Raw genomic sequence first — 17213 nt, forward strand, 5'->3', positions numbered from 1 at the left:
GATGTCATGGTCGCCAGGGTCGTGACGACACCTTGGCGATTGACGGGGTGATGTCAGTATGAACGGGTCTAAGTGGGGGCCGGTCCGTCTGGCAAAGGGATGTACTTGATGATCGGTGTGAATGGAGGTTCAGGCGCAGTGGTGACGCCGTATACGACGGCGAGACGGCCAGAACCGCTCTCCACGTAATAGTCACCCGGTATTGCACATCGAGCCGCTTGGGCCTCCGTTATGGTTGTCGAGTAGCTTCGTCCTTCAACGGTACGGATGTTCACCGAGGCCTGATGTTCCTCTGAGATCCTGATGGTCCTGTCCATCACGATGTCCTGTTCGGACTGACTCACATGAAAAGTCGAGCCTTTGGGAAGATAAAGAGGCAGGTCCGATTCGATTGCGTCCGGTGCAATGGGGGAGGGTATTTCCCAAAGATAGATATCGGACGTCACCGCCTGTTCTGAATAAGAAACAACTTTGAAGATGACGGAGTTGAAGGCATCGTTCTGGTGAATGATGTCCTGCGTGGTTGCGTAAAGTCTGGCGTCGATTATTGGCGCCGTTGTTGTGAGCGTTGTCTCCATCCCCTCGATGTAGACCGTTATCAGCGCTTCGAGAGTGGGCAGTTCCTGAATGGTCCTCAGCTTGACCTGGCCTAACAGTTGCGAATCATGAAGCACGCCCTGGGAAAGAAAGAGCAGCGGCTCGGGGCTTGGCGCCTGACTGATTTTAGGTGCCGTCAGAGTCCTCCACAGCGCGGGCGTCAAGAGATAAGTTCTCGCCGTAGTACCCATGATTATCTCCTTCCTGGAGTGGCTGATATTTCATCCATTAAATAGAAAGTGATCTGGCCGTGTCGTTACAGGCCTCATTGTTGCGGTGCCATTGGCCTCTTTGCATGGCCAGATTAGGTGCCTGTGTCTGACCCCGTCTACTGTCAGAACTGGCAGGTTCTCTACCCTGATCGCGCCCGCAGTCCGAAATTGTGCTCGCTCCAGAACGTGGAGGATAAGGAACGACCGGTGGAGCCTATTTGAGTAATGTCGTAAACGCACCTTTGTGTGGCGTCCGTAGGCATCTGGTCGCTTGGCGTCGGCCATACCATCGCTGGCAAGGGGCAATCCACATGCCCGACCGATAAGACAGGCGCCGCGCCGCCGCTGGGAGAACCGCGATGTTCAGCAAGCAAGACCAGATCCAGGGTTATGACGACGCACTGTTGGCGGCGATGAATGCCGAGGAGCAGCGTCAGGAAGACCATATCGAGCTGATCGCCTCGGAGAACTACACCAGCAAGCGCGTGATGCAGGCCCAGGGCAGCGGTCTGACCAACAAGTACGCTGAAGGTTATCCCGGCAAGCGCTACTACGGCGGTTGCGAGCACGTCGACAAGGTCGAGCAACTGGCCATCGAGCGCGCCAAACAGCTGTTCGGTGCCGGTTACGCCAACGTACAGCCGCACTCCGGCAGTCAGGCCAACGCCGCTGTGTATCTGGCATTGCTGCAGGCAGGCGACACTGTGCTGGGCATGAGCCTGGCCCATGGCGGTCACCTGACCCACGGTGCCAAAGTCAGCTTTTCCGGCAAGCTGTACAACGCCGTGCAGTACGGCATCGACACCAACACCGGCCTGATCGACTACGACGAAGTCGAGCGTATCGCGCTGGAAAGCAAACCGAAGATGATCATTGCCGGTTTCTCGGCCTACTCCAAGACGCTGGATTTCCCGCGTTTCCGTGAAATCGCCGACAAGGTCGGTGCCTACCTGTTCGTTGACATGGCCCACGTTGCCGGTCTGGTCGCCGCAGGTCTGTACCCGAACCCGCTGCCGTACGCCGACGTGGTCACCACCACGACCCACAAGACCCTGCGCGGTCCGCGGGGCGGGCTGATTCTGGCCAGGGCCAACGAAGAGCTGGAAAAGAAATTCAACTCCGCCGTGTTCCCCGGTGGTCAGGGCGGCCCGCTGATGCACGTCATCGCCGCCAAGGCCGTGTGCTTCAAGGAAGCCATGGAGCCAGGTTTCAAGGCCTATCAACAGCAAGTGATCGACAACGCCCAGGCCATGGCACAGGTGTTCATCGATCGCGGCTTCGATGTCGTTTCCGGCGGCACCGATAACCACCTGTTTCTGGTCAGTCTGATCCGTCAGGGCCTGACCGGTAAGGACGCCGACGCCGCGCTGGGTCGTGCGCACATCACCGTCAACAAGAACTCGGTACCGAACGATCCGCAGTCGCCGTTCGTGACGTCTGGCCTGCGCATCGGCACACCGGCTGTCACCACGCGCGGTTTCAAGGTCACTCAGTGCATCGAATTGGCAGGCTGGATCTGCGACATCCTCGACAATCTCGGCGATGCCGATGTCGAGGCCAATGTGGCAGGTCAGGTCGCCGCACTGTGTGCCGATTTTCCGGTTTATCGCTGAGTCAGGAGTAGCCCTACATGCAGCATTACTCAGGCTTCGGCCTTCTCAAGCACTCCCTCAGCCACCACGAGAACTGGCAGCGCATGTGGCGCACGCCAACCCCTAAAAAAGTCTACGACGTGGTCATCGTCGGTGGCGGCGGGCATGGTCTGGCAACGGCCTACTATCTGGCCAAAGAGCACGGCATCACCAATGTGGCCGTGGTCGAAAAGGGCTGGCTGGGCGGTGGTAACACGGCTCGCAACACCACCATCGTGCGCTCCAACTACCTGTGGGACGAATCGGCTCACCTGTATGAACACGCGATGAAACTGTGGGAAGGCCTGTCGCAGGATCTGAACTACAACGTCATGTTCTCCCAGCGTGGCGTCTATAACCTGTGCCACACCCTGCAGGACATGCGTGATTCCGAGCGTCGTGTCAGCGCCAACCGTCTGAATGGCGTGGACGGTGAACTGCTCAACGGTAAACAGGTTGCCGAAGAAATCCCGTACCTGGACTGTTCGAAAAACACCCGCTATCCGATCATTGGCGCAACCGTTCAGCGTCGGGGTGGCGTGGCCCGTCACGATGCCGTGGCCTGGGGCTTTGCCCGTGCAGCCGATGCGTTGGGCGTCGACCTGATCCAGCAGACCGAAGTGATCGGTTTCCGCAAGGAAAACGGTGTGTGCATCGGCGTTGAAACCAACAAGGGTTTCATCGGTGCCAAGCGCGTCGGCGTCGTGACTGCAGGCAACTCTGGTCATATGGCCAAACTGGCAGGCTTCCGTCTGCCGATCGAATCCCACCCGCTGCAAGCGCTGGTGTCCGAGCCGATCAAACCCATCATCGACAGCGTGATCATGTCCAACGCCGTGCACGGCTACATCAGCCAGTCCGACAAGGGTGATCTGGTGATCGGTGCCGGTATCGACAGCTGGGTCGGCTACGGCCAGCGCGGCTCGTACCCGGTGATCGAACACACCATCCAGGCCATCGTCGAGATGTTCCCGGTATTGTCCCGTGTGCGCATGAACCGTCAGTGGGGCGGCATCGTCGACACCACGCCGGACGCCTGCCCGATCATCTCCAAGACGCCGGTCCCGAACATGTTCTTCAACTGCGGTTGGGGCACGGGCGGCTTCAAGGCCACGCCCGGCTCGGGCAACGTGTTTGCCGCAAGCCTGGCCAAAGGCGAAATGCATCCGCTGGCCAAGCCTTTTTCCATCGACCGGTTCCATAACGGTGCCTTGATCGACGAACACGGCGCAGCCGCGGTCGCCCACTAACAGGAGAAACACTCATGCTGCATATCTTCTGTCCTCACTGTGGCGAACTGCGCTCCGAAGAGGAATTCCACGCATCGGGCCAGGCGCACATTCCGCGTCCGCTCGATCCGGGCGCCTGCACCGACGAGCAGTGGGGCGATTACATGTTCTTTCGCGATAACCCGCGAGGCCTGCACCACGAGCTGTGGATTCACGCTGCCGGTTGCCGCCAGTACTTCAACGCCACGCGCAACACCGTGACCTACGAAATTCTCGAAACCTATCCGATTGGCGCCAGGCCGCAGTTCACGGACAAGGGAGACAAGGTATGAGCCAGAGCAATCGACTGCCCAACGGCGGCCGTATCAACCGTAGCAAGGTGCTGAATTTCACCTTCAACGGTCAGACCTACCAAGGCTTTGAAGGCGACTCCCTGGCGTCGGCACTGCTGGCAAACGGCGTTGATATCATCGGCCGAAGCTTCAAGTATTCGCGTCCACGCGGCATCTTCGCAGCGGGTTCCGAAGAACCGAACGCCGTGTTGCAGATCGGCGCGACCGAAGCCACGCAGATCCCCAACGTGCGTGCTACGCAGCAAGCCCTGTATTCGGGCCTGGTCGCGACCAGCACCAACGGCTGGCCGAGCGTGAACAACGATGTGATGGGCATTCTCGGCAAGGTCGGCGGCAAGCTGATGCCGCCGGGCTTCTATTACAAGACGTTCATGTACCCGCAGTCCTTCTGGATGACGTACGAAAAGTACATCCGCAAGGCGGCAGGTCTGGGGCGCTCGCCGACCGAGAACGATCCGGACAGCTACGATGCGATGAACCAGCACTGCGACGTGCTGATTGTCGGCGCAGGCCCTGCAGGTCTGGCGGCGGCACTGGCAGCGGCGCGCAGCGGTGCCCGCGTGATTCTGGCCGATGAGCAGGAAGAGTTTGGCGGCAGCCTGCTCGACAGCCGCGAAAGCCTGGATGGCAAGCCGGCCATTGAATGGGTGGCCACTGTCATTGCCGAGCTGAAAAGCCTGCGCAACGTGACCCTGCTGCCTCGTGCCACGGTCAACGGCTATCACGATCACAACTTCCTGACGATTCATGAGCGCCTCACCGATCACCTCGGCGACCGTGCGCCCATCGGCATGGTGCGTCAGCGCATGCACCGTGTGCGCGCCAAACGTGTGGTGCTGGCGACCGGTACTCACGAGCGTCCATTGGTCTACGGCAACAATGATGTGCCTGGCAACATGCTGGCCGGCGCCGTTTCCACCTACGTTCGCCGTTACGGCGTGGCGCCGGGCAAGAAGCTCGTACTGTCCACCAACAACGATCATGCCTATCGCGTTGCGCTGGACTGGCTCGACGCCAGCCTGCCAGTTGTGGCGATTGCCGATGCGCGCCACAACCCGCGCGGCCCGCTGGTGGAAGAGGCGCGTGCCAAAGGCATTCGCATCCTCACCGGCAGTGCCGTGATCGAAGCCCGTGGCACCAAGCGCGTGACAGCTGCACGTGTCGCCGCCATCGACATCAAATCACACAGCGTGACCAGCCCCGGCGAATGGCTGGAGTGCGACCTGGTGGCCAGTTCCGGCGGTTACAGCCCGATTGTCCACTTGGCCTCGCATCTGGGTGGCAAGCCGGTCTGGCGCGAAGACATTCTCGGTTTCGTGCCGGGCGAAGCACCGCAGAAGCGCGTCTGCGTAGGTGGCGTAAACGGTGTCTACAGTCTGGCGGACAGCCTGGCCGATGGTTTCGAAGGGGGCGTACGCGCTGCCAGCGAAGCGGGTTTCAAACTGGTTGAAGGCGTCATGCCCAAGGCCCTGAGCCGTGCTGAAGAGCCGACCCTGGCGCTGTTTCAGGTACCACACGAAAAGGGCACTGCCCGTGCGCCGAAGCAATTCGTCGACCTGCAGAATGACGTCACCGCTGCGGCCATCGAGCTGGCGACCCGTGAGGGCTTCGAGTCGGTCGAGCACGTCAAGCGTTACACCGCACTGGGCTTCGGCACCGATCAGGGCAAACTGGGCAACGTGAACGGTCTGGCCATTGCGGCGCGCTCGCTGAACGTATCGATCCCGGAAATGGGCACCACCATGTTCCGCCCCAACTACACGCCGGTGACCTTCGGCGCGATTGCCGGTCGGCATTGCGGCCACGTTTTCGAGCCGGTGCGTTTCACAGCGTTGCATGCGTGGCATGTGCGAAACGGTGCCGAATTCGAAGACGTCGGTCAGTGGAAACGTCCGTGGTACTTCCCGAAAAACGGCGAAGACATGCACGCCGCGGTCGCCCGCGAGTGCAAGGCCGTGCGCGCCAGCGTGGGTCTGCTGGACGCCTCGACACTGGGCAAGATCGACATTCAGGGGCCCGATGCCCGTGAGTTCCTGAACCGCATCTACACCAATGCCTGGACCAAGCTGGACGTGGGCAAGGCGCGCTACGGCCTGATGTGCAAGGAAGACGGCATGGTCTTCGATGACGGCGTAACGGCCTGCATCGCCGACAACCACTTCCTGATGACCACCACCACCGGCGGCGCTGCACGCGTTCTGCAATGGCTGGAAATCTATCAACAGACCGAATGGCCGGACCTGAAGGTGTACTTCACCTCCGTGACCGACCACTGGGCGACCCTGACGCTGTCCGGCCCCAACAGCCGCAAGCTGCTCAGCGAAGTCACCGACATCGATCTGGGCCGCGAAGCCTTCCCGTTCATGACCTGGAAAGAAGGTCTGGTCGCAGGTGTTCCGGCTCGGGTGTTCCGTATTTCCTTCACCGGCGAGCTGTCCTACGAGGTCAACGTTCAGGCCGACTACGCGATGGGCGTGCTGGAGAAGATCATCGAGGCGGGCAAGCAGTACAACCTGACGCCTTACGGCACCGAGACCATGCACGTGCTGCGGGCCGAGAAGGGCTTCATCATTGTCGGTCAGGACACGGACGGCTCGATGACCCCGGATGACCTGAACATGGGCTGGTGTGTCGGGCGTACCAAACCGTTTTCGTGGATCGGCTGGCGCGGCATGAACCGCGAAGATTGCGTGCGTGAGCAGCGCAAGCAACTGGTCGGCCTCAAGCCGGTCGACCCGAATCAATGGCTGCCGGAAGGTGCGCAACTGGTGTTCGACACAAAGCAGGCGATTCCGATGAGCATGGTCGGTCACGTGACCTCCAGCTATGCGCACAACTCGTTGGGCTATTCGTTTGCGATGGGCGTGGTCAAGGGCGGCCTGAGCCGCATGGGCGAGCGGGTGTTCGCACCGTTGGCTGACGGCAGCGTGATCGAAGCCGAGATCGTTTCGTCGGTGTTCTTCGATCCGAAGGGCGAGCAGCAGAACGTGGAGTAAACGCGTGACCTGATCGTTCCCACGCCGAGCGTGGGAACGATCGGTGAGCTAACCGCGTTTCGGTACAACAGAATTCAGAGCAGGTGATCCATGACCACAGTCAATGTTTACCCACAACGCCCGACCTCCGACGTGAAGGCCGAGTCGCCGCTGTTTCATGCCAGCCTGGAAACACTTGTCGGCAAGGGCCGCGCCAGTCCAGGCGTGTTCCTGCGCGAGAAGAAGCTGCTGGGCCACCTGACCCTGCGGGGTGATGCCCACGATCCAGCGTTTGCCGCTGGCGTACACAAGGCGCTCGGCATGGAATTGCCCGCCGCACTGATGCTGGTCACCAGCGGTGAACGCTCGTTGCAGTGGATGGGCCCGGACGAGTGGCTGCTGATCGTGCCGAGCGGCGAAGAACTCGCTGCGGAGCAACAACTGCGCGAAGCATTGGCGGGCTTGCACATCGCAATCGTCAACGTCAGCGGCGGCCAGTCGATTCTTGAACTGACCGGCCCCAAGGTTCTTCAGGTCCTGATGAAATCCACCAGCTACGACGTTCACCCCGACAACTTTCCAGTGGGCAAGGCCGTCGGGACGGTGTTTGCCAAGTCGCAACTGGTGATCCGTCGTACAGGTGAAGACACCTGGGAGCTGCTGATCCGCCGCAGCTTTGCCGATTACTGGTGGCTGTGGTTGCAGGATGCGTCAGCCGAGTATGGTTTGAGTATTCAGGCTTGACGTGAGTGGTGTCTGATAGCGTCTTTGCGAAGAGCTGACAGGCGATAAGGATTCAGGAGTATTCGCTTAATGAGTCGTGCCCCCGATACATGGATTTTGACTGCCGACTGCCCCAGCGTCCTGGGTACGGTCGATGCCGTGACCCGCTTTCTGTTCGAGCAGGGTTGCTACGTGACCGAGCACCATTCGTTCGATGATCGCCTGTCGGGACGCTTTTTCATTCGTGTCGAATTCCGTCAACCCGATGGCTTCGACGAAGAAGGTTTCCGTGCAGGTCTGGCCGAGCGGGGCAGCGCGTTCGGCATGATCTTCGAGCTGACCGCGCCCAATTATCGGCCCAAGGTCGTGATCATGGTCTCCAAGGCGGACCATTGCCTGAATGACCTGCTGTACCGCCAGCGCATCAACCAGCTGTCCATGGACGTGGTCGCGGTGGTGTCCAATCACCCCGATCTCGAGCCATTGGCAGCATGGCACGGCATTGCGTACTACCATTTCCCCCTTGACCCCAACGACAAGCCTGCACAGGAGGCCAAGGTCTGGAAGGTCATTGAAGAGTCCGGTGCCGAACTGGTGATCCTTGCCCGCTACATGCAAGTGCTGTCACCGGACCTGTGTCGCAAGCTCGATGGCAAGGCGATCAATATTCACCACTCGCTGCTGCCCGGTTTCAAAGGCGCCAAGCCGTACCATCAGGCCTACAACAAGGGCGTGAAACTGGTGGGTGCAACGGCGCATTACATCAACAACGACCTGGACGAAGGCCCCATCATCGCGCAGGGAGTGGAAGTGGTCGATCACAGTCACTATCCCGAAGACCTGATTGCCAAGGGCCGGGACATCGAAGGGCTGACACTGGCTCGCGCGGTGGGGTATCACATTGAACGGCGAGTGTTTCTGAACGCCAACAGAACGGTGGTTTTGTAGGGCTTCACAACACAATCACCTTCATGGTTTCTCGGCAGTACGACACAAGCAACCCAGAGCAATCGGTGCGTTGCCGCAACACCCAATCAAAGCAGCGCATTTCTCCGCTACAACACAATAAAAGCGAGGTGAAAGCATGTCTGGTAATCGCGGTGTAGTGTATCTCGGCGCTGGCAAGGTCGAAGTGCAAAGCATTCCTTTCCCCAAAATGGAAGACCCACGCGGCAAGCGCATCGAACACGGTGTGATTCTGCGCGTGGTGTCCACCAACATCTGCGGCTCGGACCAACACATGGTTCGTGGCCGTACCACTGCCCAGACCGGGCTGGTCCTCGGTCACGAAATCACTGGTGAAGTGCTCGAAGCCGGTCGTGATGTGGAACACCTGAAAGTCGGCGATCTGGTGTCCGTGCCGTTCAACGTGGCGTGCGGCCGCTGCCGTAGCTGCAAGGAGCAGCACACAGGTGTCTGCCTGACCGTAAACCCCGCCCGCGCTGGCGGTGCCTACGGTTATGTCGACATGGGCGACTGGGTCGGCGGTCAGGCGGAATACGTACTGGTGCCTTACGCTGACTTCAACCTGCTCAAACTGCCGGATCGCGATGCTGCGATGGAAAAGATCCGCGACCTGACTTGCCTCTCCGACATTCTGCCCACCGGCTACCATGGCGCAGTAACTGCAGGCGTCGGCCCCGGCAGTACTGTGTACGTAGCGGGTGCCGGGCCGGTCGGTCTGGCAGCGGCTGCTTCAGCGCGTCTGCTGGGCGCTGCGGTGGTGATCGTCGGCGACGTCAACCCGACCCGTCTGGTTCACGCCAAGGCTCAGGGCTTCGAAATCGCCGACCTGTCCCAGGACACGCCGCTGCACGAACAGATCGCCGCGCTGCTGGGTGAGCCTGAAGTGGATTGCGCCATCGATGCCGTGGGCTTCGAAGCGCGTGGCCACGGCCATGCCGGTGCGCAGTCCGAAGCACCGGCCACCGTGCTCAACTCGCTGATGGGCGTGGTGCGCGTTGCAGGCAAGATCGGTATTCCAGGTCTGTACGTCACAGAAGATCCAGGCGCCGTGGACGCGGCCGCGAAAATGGGCAGCCTGAGCATCCGCTTCGGCCTGGGCTGGGCCAAATCCCACAGCTTCCACACGGGCCAGACGCCTGTCATGAAGTACAACCGTCAACTCATGCAAGCCATCATGTGGGACCGCATCAAGATCGCTGACGTGGTGGGCGTCGAAGTCATCAGTCTCGATGACGCGCCGCGTGGCTATGGCGAGTTCGATGCGGGTGTGCCGAAGAAGTTTGTGATCGATCCGCATAAGTTGTTCAGTGCGGCGTGATCGTGACGGGTGGGCGGCTGATGCCGCCCACCTCAGAGGGTGCACTTCGAGTTATCGCGTATGGGTTTTGCGCACGCGCCCATGTAACAAAAAAACCGATGAATGTTGTCAGGGCTGCTCAACGTCTTGCCTTTTTTACTAATCTATCGGCAAGGCCTTGTGGATAGACAACACCTTTTCCTTGCGCAGTAATAATGGCCCATTCAGCGCTGTGAAGGTTTCCTTACAGGTAGGAATGCCAGACGGGTTCATAGGCGAAATCTCTATAAAGGCCACTCCCTTGGCGGAAGGTGTTTCTTTTAACGATGTCTCTGAGTGTATTGCCGTCAGAGAGTGCGTTGTCAATATCATAGACACTGTCGTAGATGACTTTCCCTTTGTAGCCTTTCACCGGCAGTCTGGTGAGTTCGGATAGTTGTGCCGCAAATGAATTTGCACCGCCGTTGGCAGAGTGACAGACGACAAGGTGAATGGTCTCATACCCATCCAGACTTCTTTTGTTTTCCTTGATTTTATGATTAAGAAGATCTGGGGAAACTTTTCCTTTACCCATGCTCAATTGTGGATGTCCTTCTGATTCCAGCGGAATGCCGTGGGCGTGAACCAACAGTTCCCGCTGTCCTTTTTTCGTCACGTTATCGTAGACATTGAGGCTTTTTCCCAGATTGACGTGATTACTCAGTTTCAAACCCTTCATTGTTGATGGGAATTCCTGAAGCTGAGGACGTTTATATCTGAGCCCCATTCGTCGCAGGAGTCTAAAAAATAAGGACCCATGGCCGCTGGGATCGACCCGGTTGATCGGATCTCCAACGCAGTATGCATACGCATTCAGACCACCCTCACCAAACGGACTCAAACTGTCCGGGCTGTTGAATCTCATCAACACTGGATTGAATGCCCGGTACCCGTTGCCCATCAGGTAATGTCCGGTCACCCGGTCTGCCTGTTGACCCGTGAAGCCTGGCAGGTCCATGGGATTGCACTTTGGGTAACGACCACCATAAGGCGTATAGCAAAAGACCGATTGCGGTATTGCAATGACCGAGTCCTGTTGGTCCGTCGCGAGTAACTCAAATTCTGACCCTTCTTCATGCTTTCGTTGAAACGCCAACCAATGCATACCCGCTTGCAACAGCCTGTGTCGGGTCTGCGCCTGAACCTGCGTTGCAAGGCGATTTTTCTGATAGAAGCGCTGTACGCTGGCCTGGCTATCGACTTCGCTGCCTGCCAGACGATCAAGAGCGTCGTAGTGATAACGGCAGCGTGTCTCACTCGCAACGGGAGTCATGGGATTCACCTTCTCGACGCCAGACATTCATGGCTGAGTCTGTGTCCGGTTGAGTGAGCTGCCTAGCTATCAGAACTGCCAGGCGGAGCATCGGGCGCCTCTGCTGCTCCGACGTCAGGGTAGGAAATAACACTTATCCTCTGCACCCCACCGGGAACAAGCTACCGCTCCTCCAGTCAAATCGTCTGTTTTACCGCCCACTATCGGGCGGTTCAGGTTTTTGATGAGGTTGACCGAATGAAAACTGCACGCATGATGGCACTGGCAACGTTGATGGGCCTGGCAGCAAGCCCGGTGTTTGCCTTCAACCTGAATGACGCAGCGAATGCGGTTTCCAATGCAACAGGCGGTAATCAGAAAGCGACCGCTGCGCCCGAAGCCGCTGGTCTGCTCAACGCGCTGGGTTCTCAGCTCAACGTGACCCCGGAACAGGCGGTTGGCGGTACAGGTGCATTGCTGGGGTTGGCCAAGAACAAACTGGCCGGCAATGATTACTCGCAACTGGCTAAATCGGTTCCCGGTCTGGAGCAACTGTCCGGTACTTCGGCGCTCGACAGCCTGGGCGGCGCAAACGGCCTTGGCAAGCTGCTGGGCGGAAGCAAGGCAGGCGACAATTCGATGCTCAACAGTGCCTTGGGCAACGTGCAGAGCATGGGCGACGTGAACAATGCCTTCAAGGCACTGGGCATGGACAGCAGCATGGTCAGCCAGTTTGTCCCGGTGATCCTGCAATACCTGGGTCAACAAGGTGCGGGCGGCTCCGCGTTGCAAAGTCTGAGTAGCGTGTGGGGTGCGGGTAGCTGACCGGGTCTCTCGCCCCTATGATCCCCTGCGCAGGGTTGTTCCCTTTTTAACCATGGCATGGTCTGTCACGCCAGACGTCAGCGACCCTGCCAGGTTAAATGCCACGCCCACCAGCGAGGTCGGCGTAAAGCCCTCTTTGAGCAACTTTTCCCCCCACGTGCCTGCTGCGCTGAGATGTGCGCCTGCATTGCTCTTTTTCCCGGTGTCCACCATTTTTGCCAATGCAACGTAGTCGAACGCCTGTTTCAACGTCAGGTTGGTATCGCCGTGACTGGCAAGGTTGAGGTTGACTGATGCGAGCTTCTTGATGAAGGGCGATTCCGCATCGAGGTTTCGGACAGCATCGTCGATGTATTTTCTGGTTTGCGACATGGGCTCGGGTGCAATCGTATTTCTGCGCAAGGCTTTGCTCACGGTCCGAATGAAGCCGTCCTCGGAAGTCATGCCGGCCGTTGTTGTGACTGCGTGACCGAGGTTTTTCACTCGCACACTGAGCATGCCCAATGCGCCCTCGATGGGAAAGTGCCCTGTAGGGTCGGTATGGCCGATGGGGTCGCCCCAGCAGTAACCATAGGCGCTGAGACCGCCATCACCGAAAGGGCTTAGGGTATCGGGGCTGTTGAAGCGCATCAGTATCGGATTGAAGGCACGTGCACCATTACCCAGTTGATAATGACCTGTGATCGGGTCGGGTGCCTGGCCTGTGTAACCCGGCAGGTAAGGCGGGTTCTTTGGTGTAGAGGTTCCGTAGGGAGAATAGGCGAAGGCCTCGCGCTGCCGAAGGCTGACACTGTGAAGCACCGAGTTCGACTGATCCGTGCCCAGCAGATGAACGCGATGCTCGTGCATATCCTTCTCTGACGCGGCCAGCAGTCGATGTTCGGACCGAAGGAAGGTAAGTCCCACCAGGCCCCTCAGCTCGCTGACCAGAACGTCATCCTGATAAAACTGCCTGACGCTCTCCTGATCAACGGGCATGCAAGCAGCAAGGCGATCCGTTGCGTCATAGGCGTAAAGGCCTGACGCCGTGGTGCGAGTCGGCAGCATGAGAAAATCCTTTTTCCATGTTGACTCAGCTTCGTTCAGCCGCGGCGAGCCGTCTACCTGTCGAAACTGCCAGTCAGTGCTGTGCGGCCTCCAGCCTCAACGCCGCAATCCGTGCATCCTTCTCGATCCACAATTGGTTGACCCAACCCTGGATTTTCTCGCGAAACACAGGATCGTTCTCATAGTCGCCCTGCCATAACGCCGGATCCATGGGGCGCGTCCTGATATCGACGATCACTTTCGGCACGCGCCCACAAAGCATGTCCCAGAAGCCTGGGATGCCGTAGCCGGGATACACGACCGTCACGTCCAGAATCGCGTCCAGCTGTTCGCCCATCGCAGCGAGCACGAAGGCAACGCCGCCTGCCTTGGGCTTGAGCAGGCTGGTGTAGGGCGAGGTCTGTGCCGCATGCTTGGCAGGGGTGAAACGTGTGCCTTCCAGATAATTGACGATGGTCACGGGCTGGCGCTTGAACAGTTCACAGGCAGCCTTGGTGATCTCCAGATCCTTGCCCTTGAGTTCAGGGTTCTTTGCCAGAAACGCCTTGGTGTAGCGCTTCATGAACGGGTAATCCAGCCCCCACCAGGCCAGACCCAGCAACGGCACCCAGATCAGTTCCTTTTTCAGGAAGAACTTGAAGAACGGCGTACGTCTATTGAGTGCCTGAATCAGCGCGGGGATATCGACCCAGGACTGATGGTTGCTGATCACCAGATACGAAGTGTCAGCGCGCAGGCCTTCGTCGCCACGGATATCCCACTGTGTCGGGACGCATGCTGCGAAGATGAGTTTGTCGATCTCGGCCCAGGTTTCGGCAATCCACATCACGGCATGGGAGCAGCGGTCACGCATTCGACCTCTGAACAGTAGTTTGAGCAGGGCAAAAACCAACAGTGGGCCAATCAAGACGAGCGTATTGATCAGCAGGAGCGTGGCGACTGAACAGCCGGTAAGCACACGGCGCATAAGAGACTCTTGAGCGTTCTGGGGCGCCAATGATAAAGATCATCGCGTTTCGCGCCAATTACACAGGTACTTACAAATGTTTCATGTGCGAGTGATTATGCTCACCAAACGCCGAACTGCCGAACCAACGGCGGGTTCGCTGTCTAAAACCGGGCGCCAATCAGGCGTTGTCCATTGAGAGGAATCCTGAACGTGAAACCGATTCTGGCGCTGTTGTCCCTGCTCGCTCTGCCTGTCATGGCAGCCGAACCGACGCTGTATGGTCGTTACGAGAACATCAAGGTGGTGGATGTCGGCCAGACCTTCAAGGCCAAGATGGACACCGGTGCGCTGACCGCTTCGCTGTCGGCCAGGGACATTGAGCTGTTCAAGCGCGATGGCGATGACTGGGTTCGTTTCCGTCTGGCCACCAAGGACGCCGACAGCAAGGTTTACGAACACAAGGTTTCGCGGATCAGCAAGATCAAGGGCCGCTCCGAAGGCGATGACGAAGACGATGAAGTGATCGATCCGACCAAGCGTCCGGTCGTGGATATGGAACTGTGCCTGGGCAACAAGAAGCGTACCGTCGAGGTCAATCTGGTGGATCGCAGCCACTTCAACTATCCGCTGCTGATCGGTGCCAAGGCACTCCGCGAGTTTGACGCAGCCGTCAATCCGGCACGCCGTTATACCGCTGACAAACCCGATTGCTGATTGACGCAGAGGGCTGAAATCGCGCAACGTTTCGCCCTCTCTCCCAGCGCTCGGATGCCATGCCTCACATACTGATTGTCGAAGACGAAGCCGCGATTGCCGATACGCTGATCTATGCGCTGCAAAGCGAGGGCTTTACTACATCATGGCTCAGCCTGGGGCAGGATGCCGTCAACCACCAGCGCGCATCGCCTGCCGACCTGATCATTCTGGACATCGGCTTGCCGGACATCACCGGTTTCGAGACGTGCAAGCAACTGCGGCGCTTCAGCGAAGTGCCTGTGATGTTCCTGAGTGCACGTGATGGCGAAATCGACCGGGTTGTGGGGCTTGAAATCGGGGCTGATGACTACGTCGTCAAACCGTTCAGCCCGCGAGAAGTGGCGGCGCGAGTCCGGGCGATTCTCAAGCGTATGCATCCGCGTACTGTACCTGTCTCGGAAAACCAGCCGTTCACGGTCGATCTTGAGCGTTTTCAGATCAGCTACCGTGCCCAACCCTTGAGCCTGACCCGTCATGAATTCCGGCTGCTGCAATGCCTGCTGGCTCAGCCCGAGCGGGTGTTCAGTCGCGAGCAATTGCTAGATGCGATGGGCGTAGCGGCAGATGCCGGTTATGAGCGCAGCATCGACAGCCACATCAAGAGCGTGCGTGCCAAGCTGCGTGTCGTGGCGGCCGATGCCGAGCCTATCCAGACCCATCGCGGACTGGGTTACAGTTTCAGCCCGGGCAACAGCTGATGCCGTTGAGCATCCGGATCTTTCTGGTCTATGCGGTGTTCATCGCGTTGACGGGTTACTTCGTGCTCAGCACGGTGATGAAGGAGGTGCGCCCCGGCGTGCGTCAGTCCACCGAAGAAACCCTGGTCGACACGGCGAATCTGCTGGCCGAAATTCTCCATGACGATGTAAGGGACGGCACCCTTGATCAAAGCCGCCTGCCGGACGCGCTACAGGCATACGGTCTGCGAAAGCCCGGCGCGACCATCTGGGGCTTGCCCAAGAATCAGGTCAACAACCGCATCTACGTGACCGACGCCAACGGTATCGTCCTGCTTGATTCCAGCGGGCAGGCGGTGGGTCAGGACTATTCACGCTGGAACGACGTCTATCTGACCCTGCGCGGCGAGTACGGCGCGCGTTCGACCCGCAGCGACCCTGACGATCCGAATTCGTCGGTCATGCACGTCGGTGCGCCGATTCGTGACAACGGCAGGATCATTGGCGTGGTCACCGTCGCCAAACCCAACAGCTCGTTGCAACCCTATGTCGATCGTGCCGAGCGCCGATTGCTCTGGTATGGCGGTGGCCTGATGGTATTGGGCCTGTTGCTGGGCGGGTTGTTCTCGTGGTGGCTGGGTTCGGCCTTGCGACGTCTGACCGGCTACGCCCAGGCGGTCAGCGAAGGACGCCGCGTCAAGCTTCCGCATTACCGTGGAGGCGAGCTTGAGCAACTGTCTGCGGCGGTCGAGCACATGCGCACGCAACTGGAAGGCAAAGCCTACGTTGAGCGTTACGTGCATACGCTGACCCACGAACTGAAAAGCCCGCTGGCAGCGATTCGCGGCGCTGCCGAGCTGTTGCAGGATGAGATGCCCCACGAACAGCGACAACGTTTTGTCAGCAACATTGAAGGCGAAAGTGCGCGATTGCAGCAGCTTATCGAGCGTTTGCTTAACCTGGCGATGGTCGAGCAACGCCAGGGCCTGGAAGAACGGGTTCCCGTTGCGCTGGCGGAGCTGATCGATGAACTGCTGGCCGCCAGAAGTACCCGCATCGAGCGGCAGGCATTACGCATCGACATCCATATTGATCCCGGTCTGCAACTGCTGGGCGAGCGATTTCTGCTGAGTCAGGCGCTCGCGAACCTGATCGATAACGCACTGGACTTCACTCCCGTCGATGGCAGGCTGAGTCTGACGGCCAAGCCTGAGGGTGAGCGGATCCGCTTCACGCTCTACAACGACGCCGCCCCGATTCCCGACTACGCCTTGCCACGCCTGAGTGAGCGCTTCTACTCCCTGCCGCGCCCGGACAGCGGCCGAAAAAGCACCGGGCTCGGCCTGAATTTCGTGGAAGAAGTGGTGCAGTTGCATGCAGGGGAAATGCACATCGGGAATGTCGAGGGCGGGGTCGAGGTGAGGCTGTTGCTGCCGTGTGGCATTTAGTAAAACCCACTAATAAACCTGCGCCTCTTATCAAACACTCTGTAATTTATTGAAATGCACGTAAGTCTGCCCGGAGGGCGTGGGAGCTCTCGGAGGTTACGACGGCAGCGATGGGCTGCGCAGCGGCCCCAGGTTGTATCTGACACACCGCGTGTGTCAGTGCTGCTGCCGGTTTCGGGCAGATCGCCGGCAAGCCGCCTCTTATCAAACAACCTGTAACCCACTGAAGGAACTCGA

At 59.0% G+C, this 17213-nt stretch carries 15 protein-coding genes; 11 read left to right on the forward strand and 4 right to left on the reverse strand.

Features of this window, described 5'->3' with window-relative positions; all coding sequences use genetic code 11:
• Window positions 1-68: 68 nt before the first annotated feature.
• Complete coding sequence (locus tag CFBP1590_RS02265) at window positions 69-788, reverse strand: hypothetical protein (RefSeq protein ID WP_029244126.1); 720 nt, start codon at window positions 786-788, stop codon at window positions 69-71.
• 380 nt (window positions 789-1168) lie between these two features.
• On the opposite strand from CFBP1590_RS02265, the gene glyA reads away from it, so the two are divergent.
• The 7 genes from glyA to fdhA all read left to right on the forward strand — a co-directional run bounded on the left by glyA (window position 1169) and on the right by fdhA (window position 10004).
• A complete protein-coding gene (gene glyA, locus CFBP1590_RS02270; RefSeq protein WP_029244125.1) occupies window positions 1169-2422 on the forward strand; it encodes a serine hydroxymethyltransferase in 1254 nt (417 codons plus the stop codon).
• A 17-nt stretch (window positions 2423-2439) separates the two neighbouring features.
• Window positions 2440-3690 (forward strand): sarcosine oxidase subunit beta family protein, encoded by a 1251-nt coding sequence (locus CFBP1590_RS02275; RefSeq protein WP_002555602.1) that lies wholly within the window; start codon window positions 2440-2442, stop codon window positions 3688-3690.
• Window positions 3691-3704: 14 nt separating this feature from the next.
• The gene (locus CFBP1590_RS02280; RefSeq protein WP_004880192.1) at window positions 3705-4001 is read left to right on the forward strand and encodes a sarcosine oxidase subunit delta; all 297 of its coding nucleotides are present in this window, start codon (window positions 3705-3707) and stop codon (window positions 3999-4001) included.
• Window positions 3998-7018, forward strand: a complete 3021-nt coding sequence (locus CFBP1590_RS02285) for a sarcosine oxidase subunit alpha (protein ID WP_029244123.1) — start codon at window positions 3998-4000, stop codon at window positions 7016-7018. The genes CFBP1590_RS02280 and CFBP1590_RS02285 overlap by 4 nt, the downstream gene beginning before the upstream one ends.
• A gap of 90 nt (window positions 7019-7108) precedes the next feature.
• The gene (locus CFBP1590_RS02290; protein ID WP_029244122.1) at window positions 7109-7741 is read left to right on the forward strand and encodes a sarcosine oxidase subunit gamma; all 633 of its coding nucleotides are present in this window, start codon (window positions 7109-7111) and stop codon (window positions 7739-7741) included.
• A 69-nt stretch (window positions 7742-7810) separates the two neighbouring features.
• The gene (purU, locus tag CFBP1590_RS02295) at window positions 7811-8668 is read left to right on the forward strand and encodes a formyltetrahydrofolate deformylase (protein ID WP_043305535.1); all 858 of its coding nucleotides are present in this window, start codon (window positions 7811-7813) and stop codon (window positions 8666-8668) included.
• 136 nt (window positions 8669-8804) lie between these two features.
• The gene (gene fdhA, locus CFBP1590_RS02300) at window positions 8805-10004 is read left to right on the forward strand and encodes a formaldehyde dehydrogenase, glutathione-independent (RefSeq protein ID WP_004880185.1); all 1200 of its coding nucleotides are present in this window, start codon (window positions 8805-8807) and stop codon (window positions 10002-10004) included.
• Window positions 10005-10227: 223 nt separating this feature from the next.
• Here the strand turns inward: fdhA and CFBP1590_RS27820 are convergent, their stop codons facing one another.
• Window positions 10228-11295 (reverse strand): RHS repeat-associated core domain-containing protein, encoded by a 1068-nt coding sequence (locus tag CFBP1590_RS27820; protein ID WP_122428093.1) that lies wholly within the window; start codon window positions 11293-11295, stop codon window positions 10228-10230.
• A 237-nt stretch (window positions 11296-11532) separates the two neighbouring features.
• Here CFBP1590_RS27820 and CFBP1590_RS02310 point away from each other — a divergent pair, with 237 nt between their 5' ends.
• Window positions 11533-12099 (forward strand): DUF2780 domain-containing protein, encoded by a 567-nt coding sequence (locus CFBP1590_RS02310; RefSeq protein ID WP_025993286.1) that lies wholly within the window; start codon window positions 11533-11535, stop codon window positions 12097-12099.
• Between the two features lie 15 nt (window positions 12100-12114).
• On the opposite strand, the gene CFBP1590_RS02315 is transcribed toward CFBP1590_RS02310, so the two are convergent.
• The gene (locus CFBP1590_RS02315; RefSeq protein ID WP_050575473.1) at window positions 12115-13146 is read right to left on the reverse strand and encodes an RHS repeat-associated core domain-containing protein; all 1032 of its coding nucleotides are present in this window, start codon (window positions 13144-13146) and stop codon (window positions 12115-12117) included.
• Between the two features lie 73 nt (window positions 13147-13219).
• Window positions 13220-14113, reverse strand: coding sequence for a 1-acylglycerol-3-phosphate O-acyltransferase, YihG family (gene yihG, locus CFBP1590_RS02320; protein WP_088234413.1), 894 nt, complete (start codon window positions 14111-14113; stop codon window positions 13220-13222).
• 192 nt (window positions 14114-14305) lie between these two features.
• Here yihG and rloA2 point away from each other — a divergent pair, with 192 nt between their 5' ends.
• From rloA2 to creC, 3 genes are read left to right on the forward strand one after another with little or no spacing between them, the layout of a single operon-like run.
• Window positions 14306-14809 carry a retropepsin-like aspartic peptidase RloA2 gene (gene rloA2, locus CFBP1590_RS02325; RefSeq protein ID WP_004880177.1) on the forward strand — a complete coding sequence of 168 codons (504 nt, stop codon included), beginning with the start codon at window positions 14306-14308 and terminating at the stop codon, window positions 14807-14809.
• A gap of 59 nt (window positions 14810-14868) precedes the next feature.
• Complete coding sequence (creB, locus tag CFBP1590_RS02330) at window positions 14869-15549, forward strand: two-component system response regulator CreB (RefSeq protein WP_088234414.1); 681 nt, start codon at window positions 14869-14871, stop codon at window positions 15547-15549.
• Entirely contained in the window at window positions 15549-16976 is a 1428-nt protein-coding gene (gene creC / locus CFBP1590_RS02335) for a two-component system sensor histidine kinase CreC (protein WP_088234415.1), read from the forward strand. Before creB ends, creC begins: the two co-directional genes overlap by 1 nt.
• Window positions 16977-17213: the final 237 nt, after the last annotated feature.

The organism is Pseudomonas viridiflava (genome assembly GCF_900184295.1).
Lineage (GTDB): Bacteria > Pseudomonadota > Gammaproteobacteria > Pseudomonadales > Pseudomonadaceae > Aquipseudomonas > Aquipseudomonas viridiflava.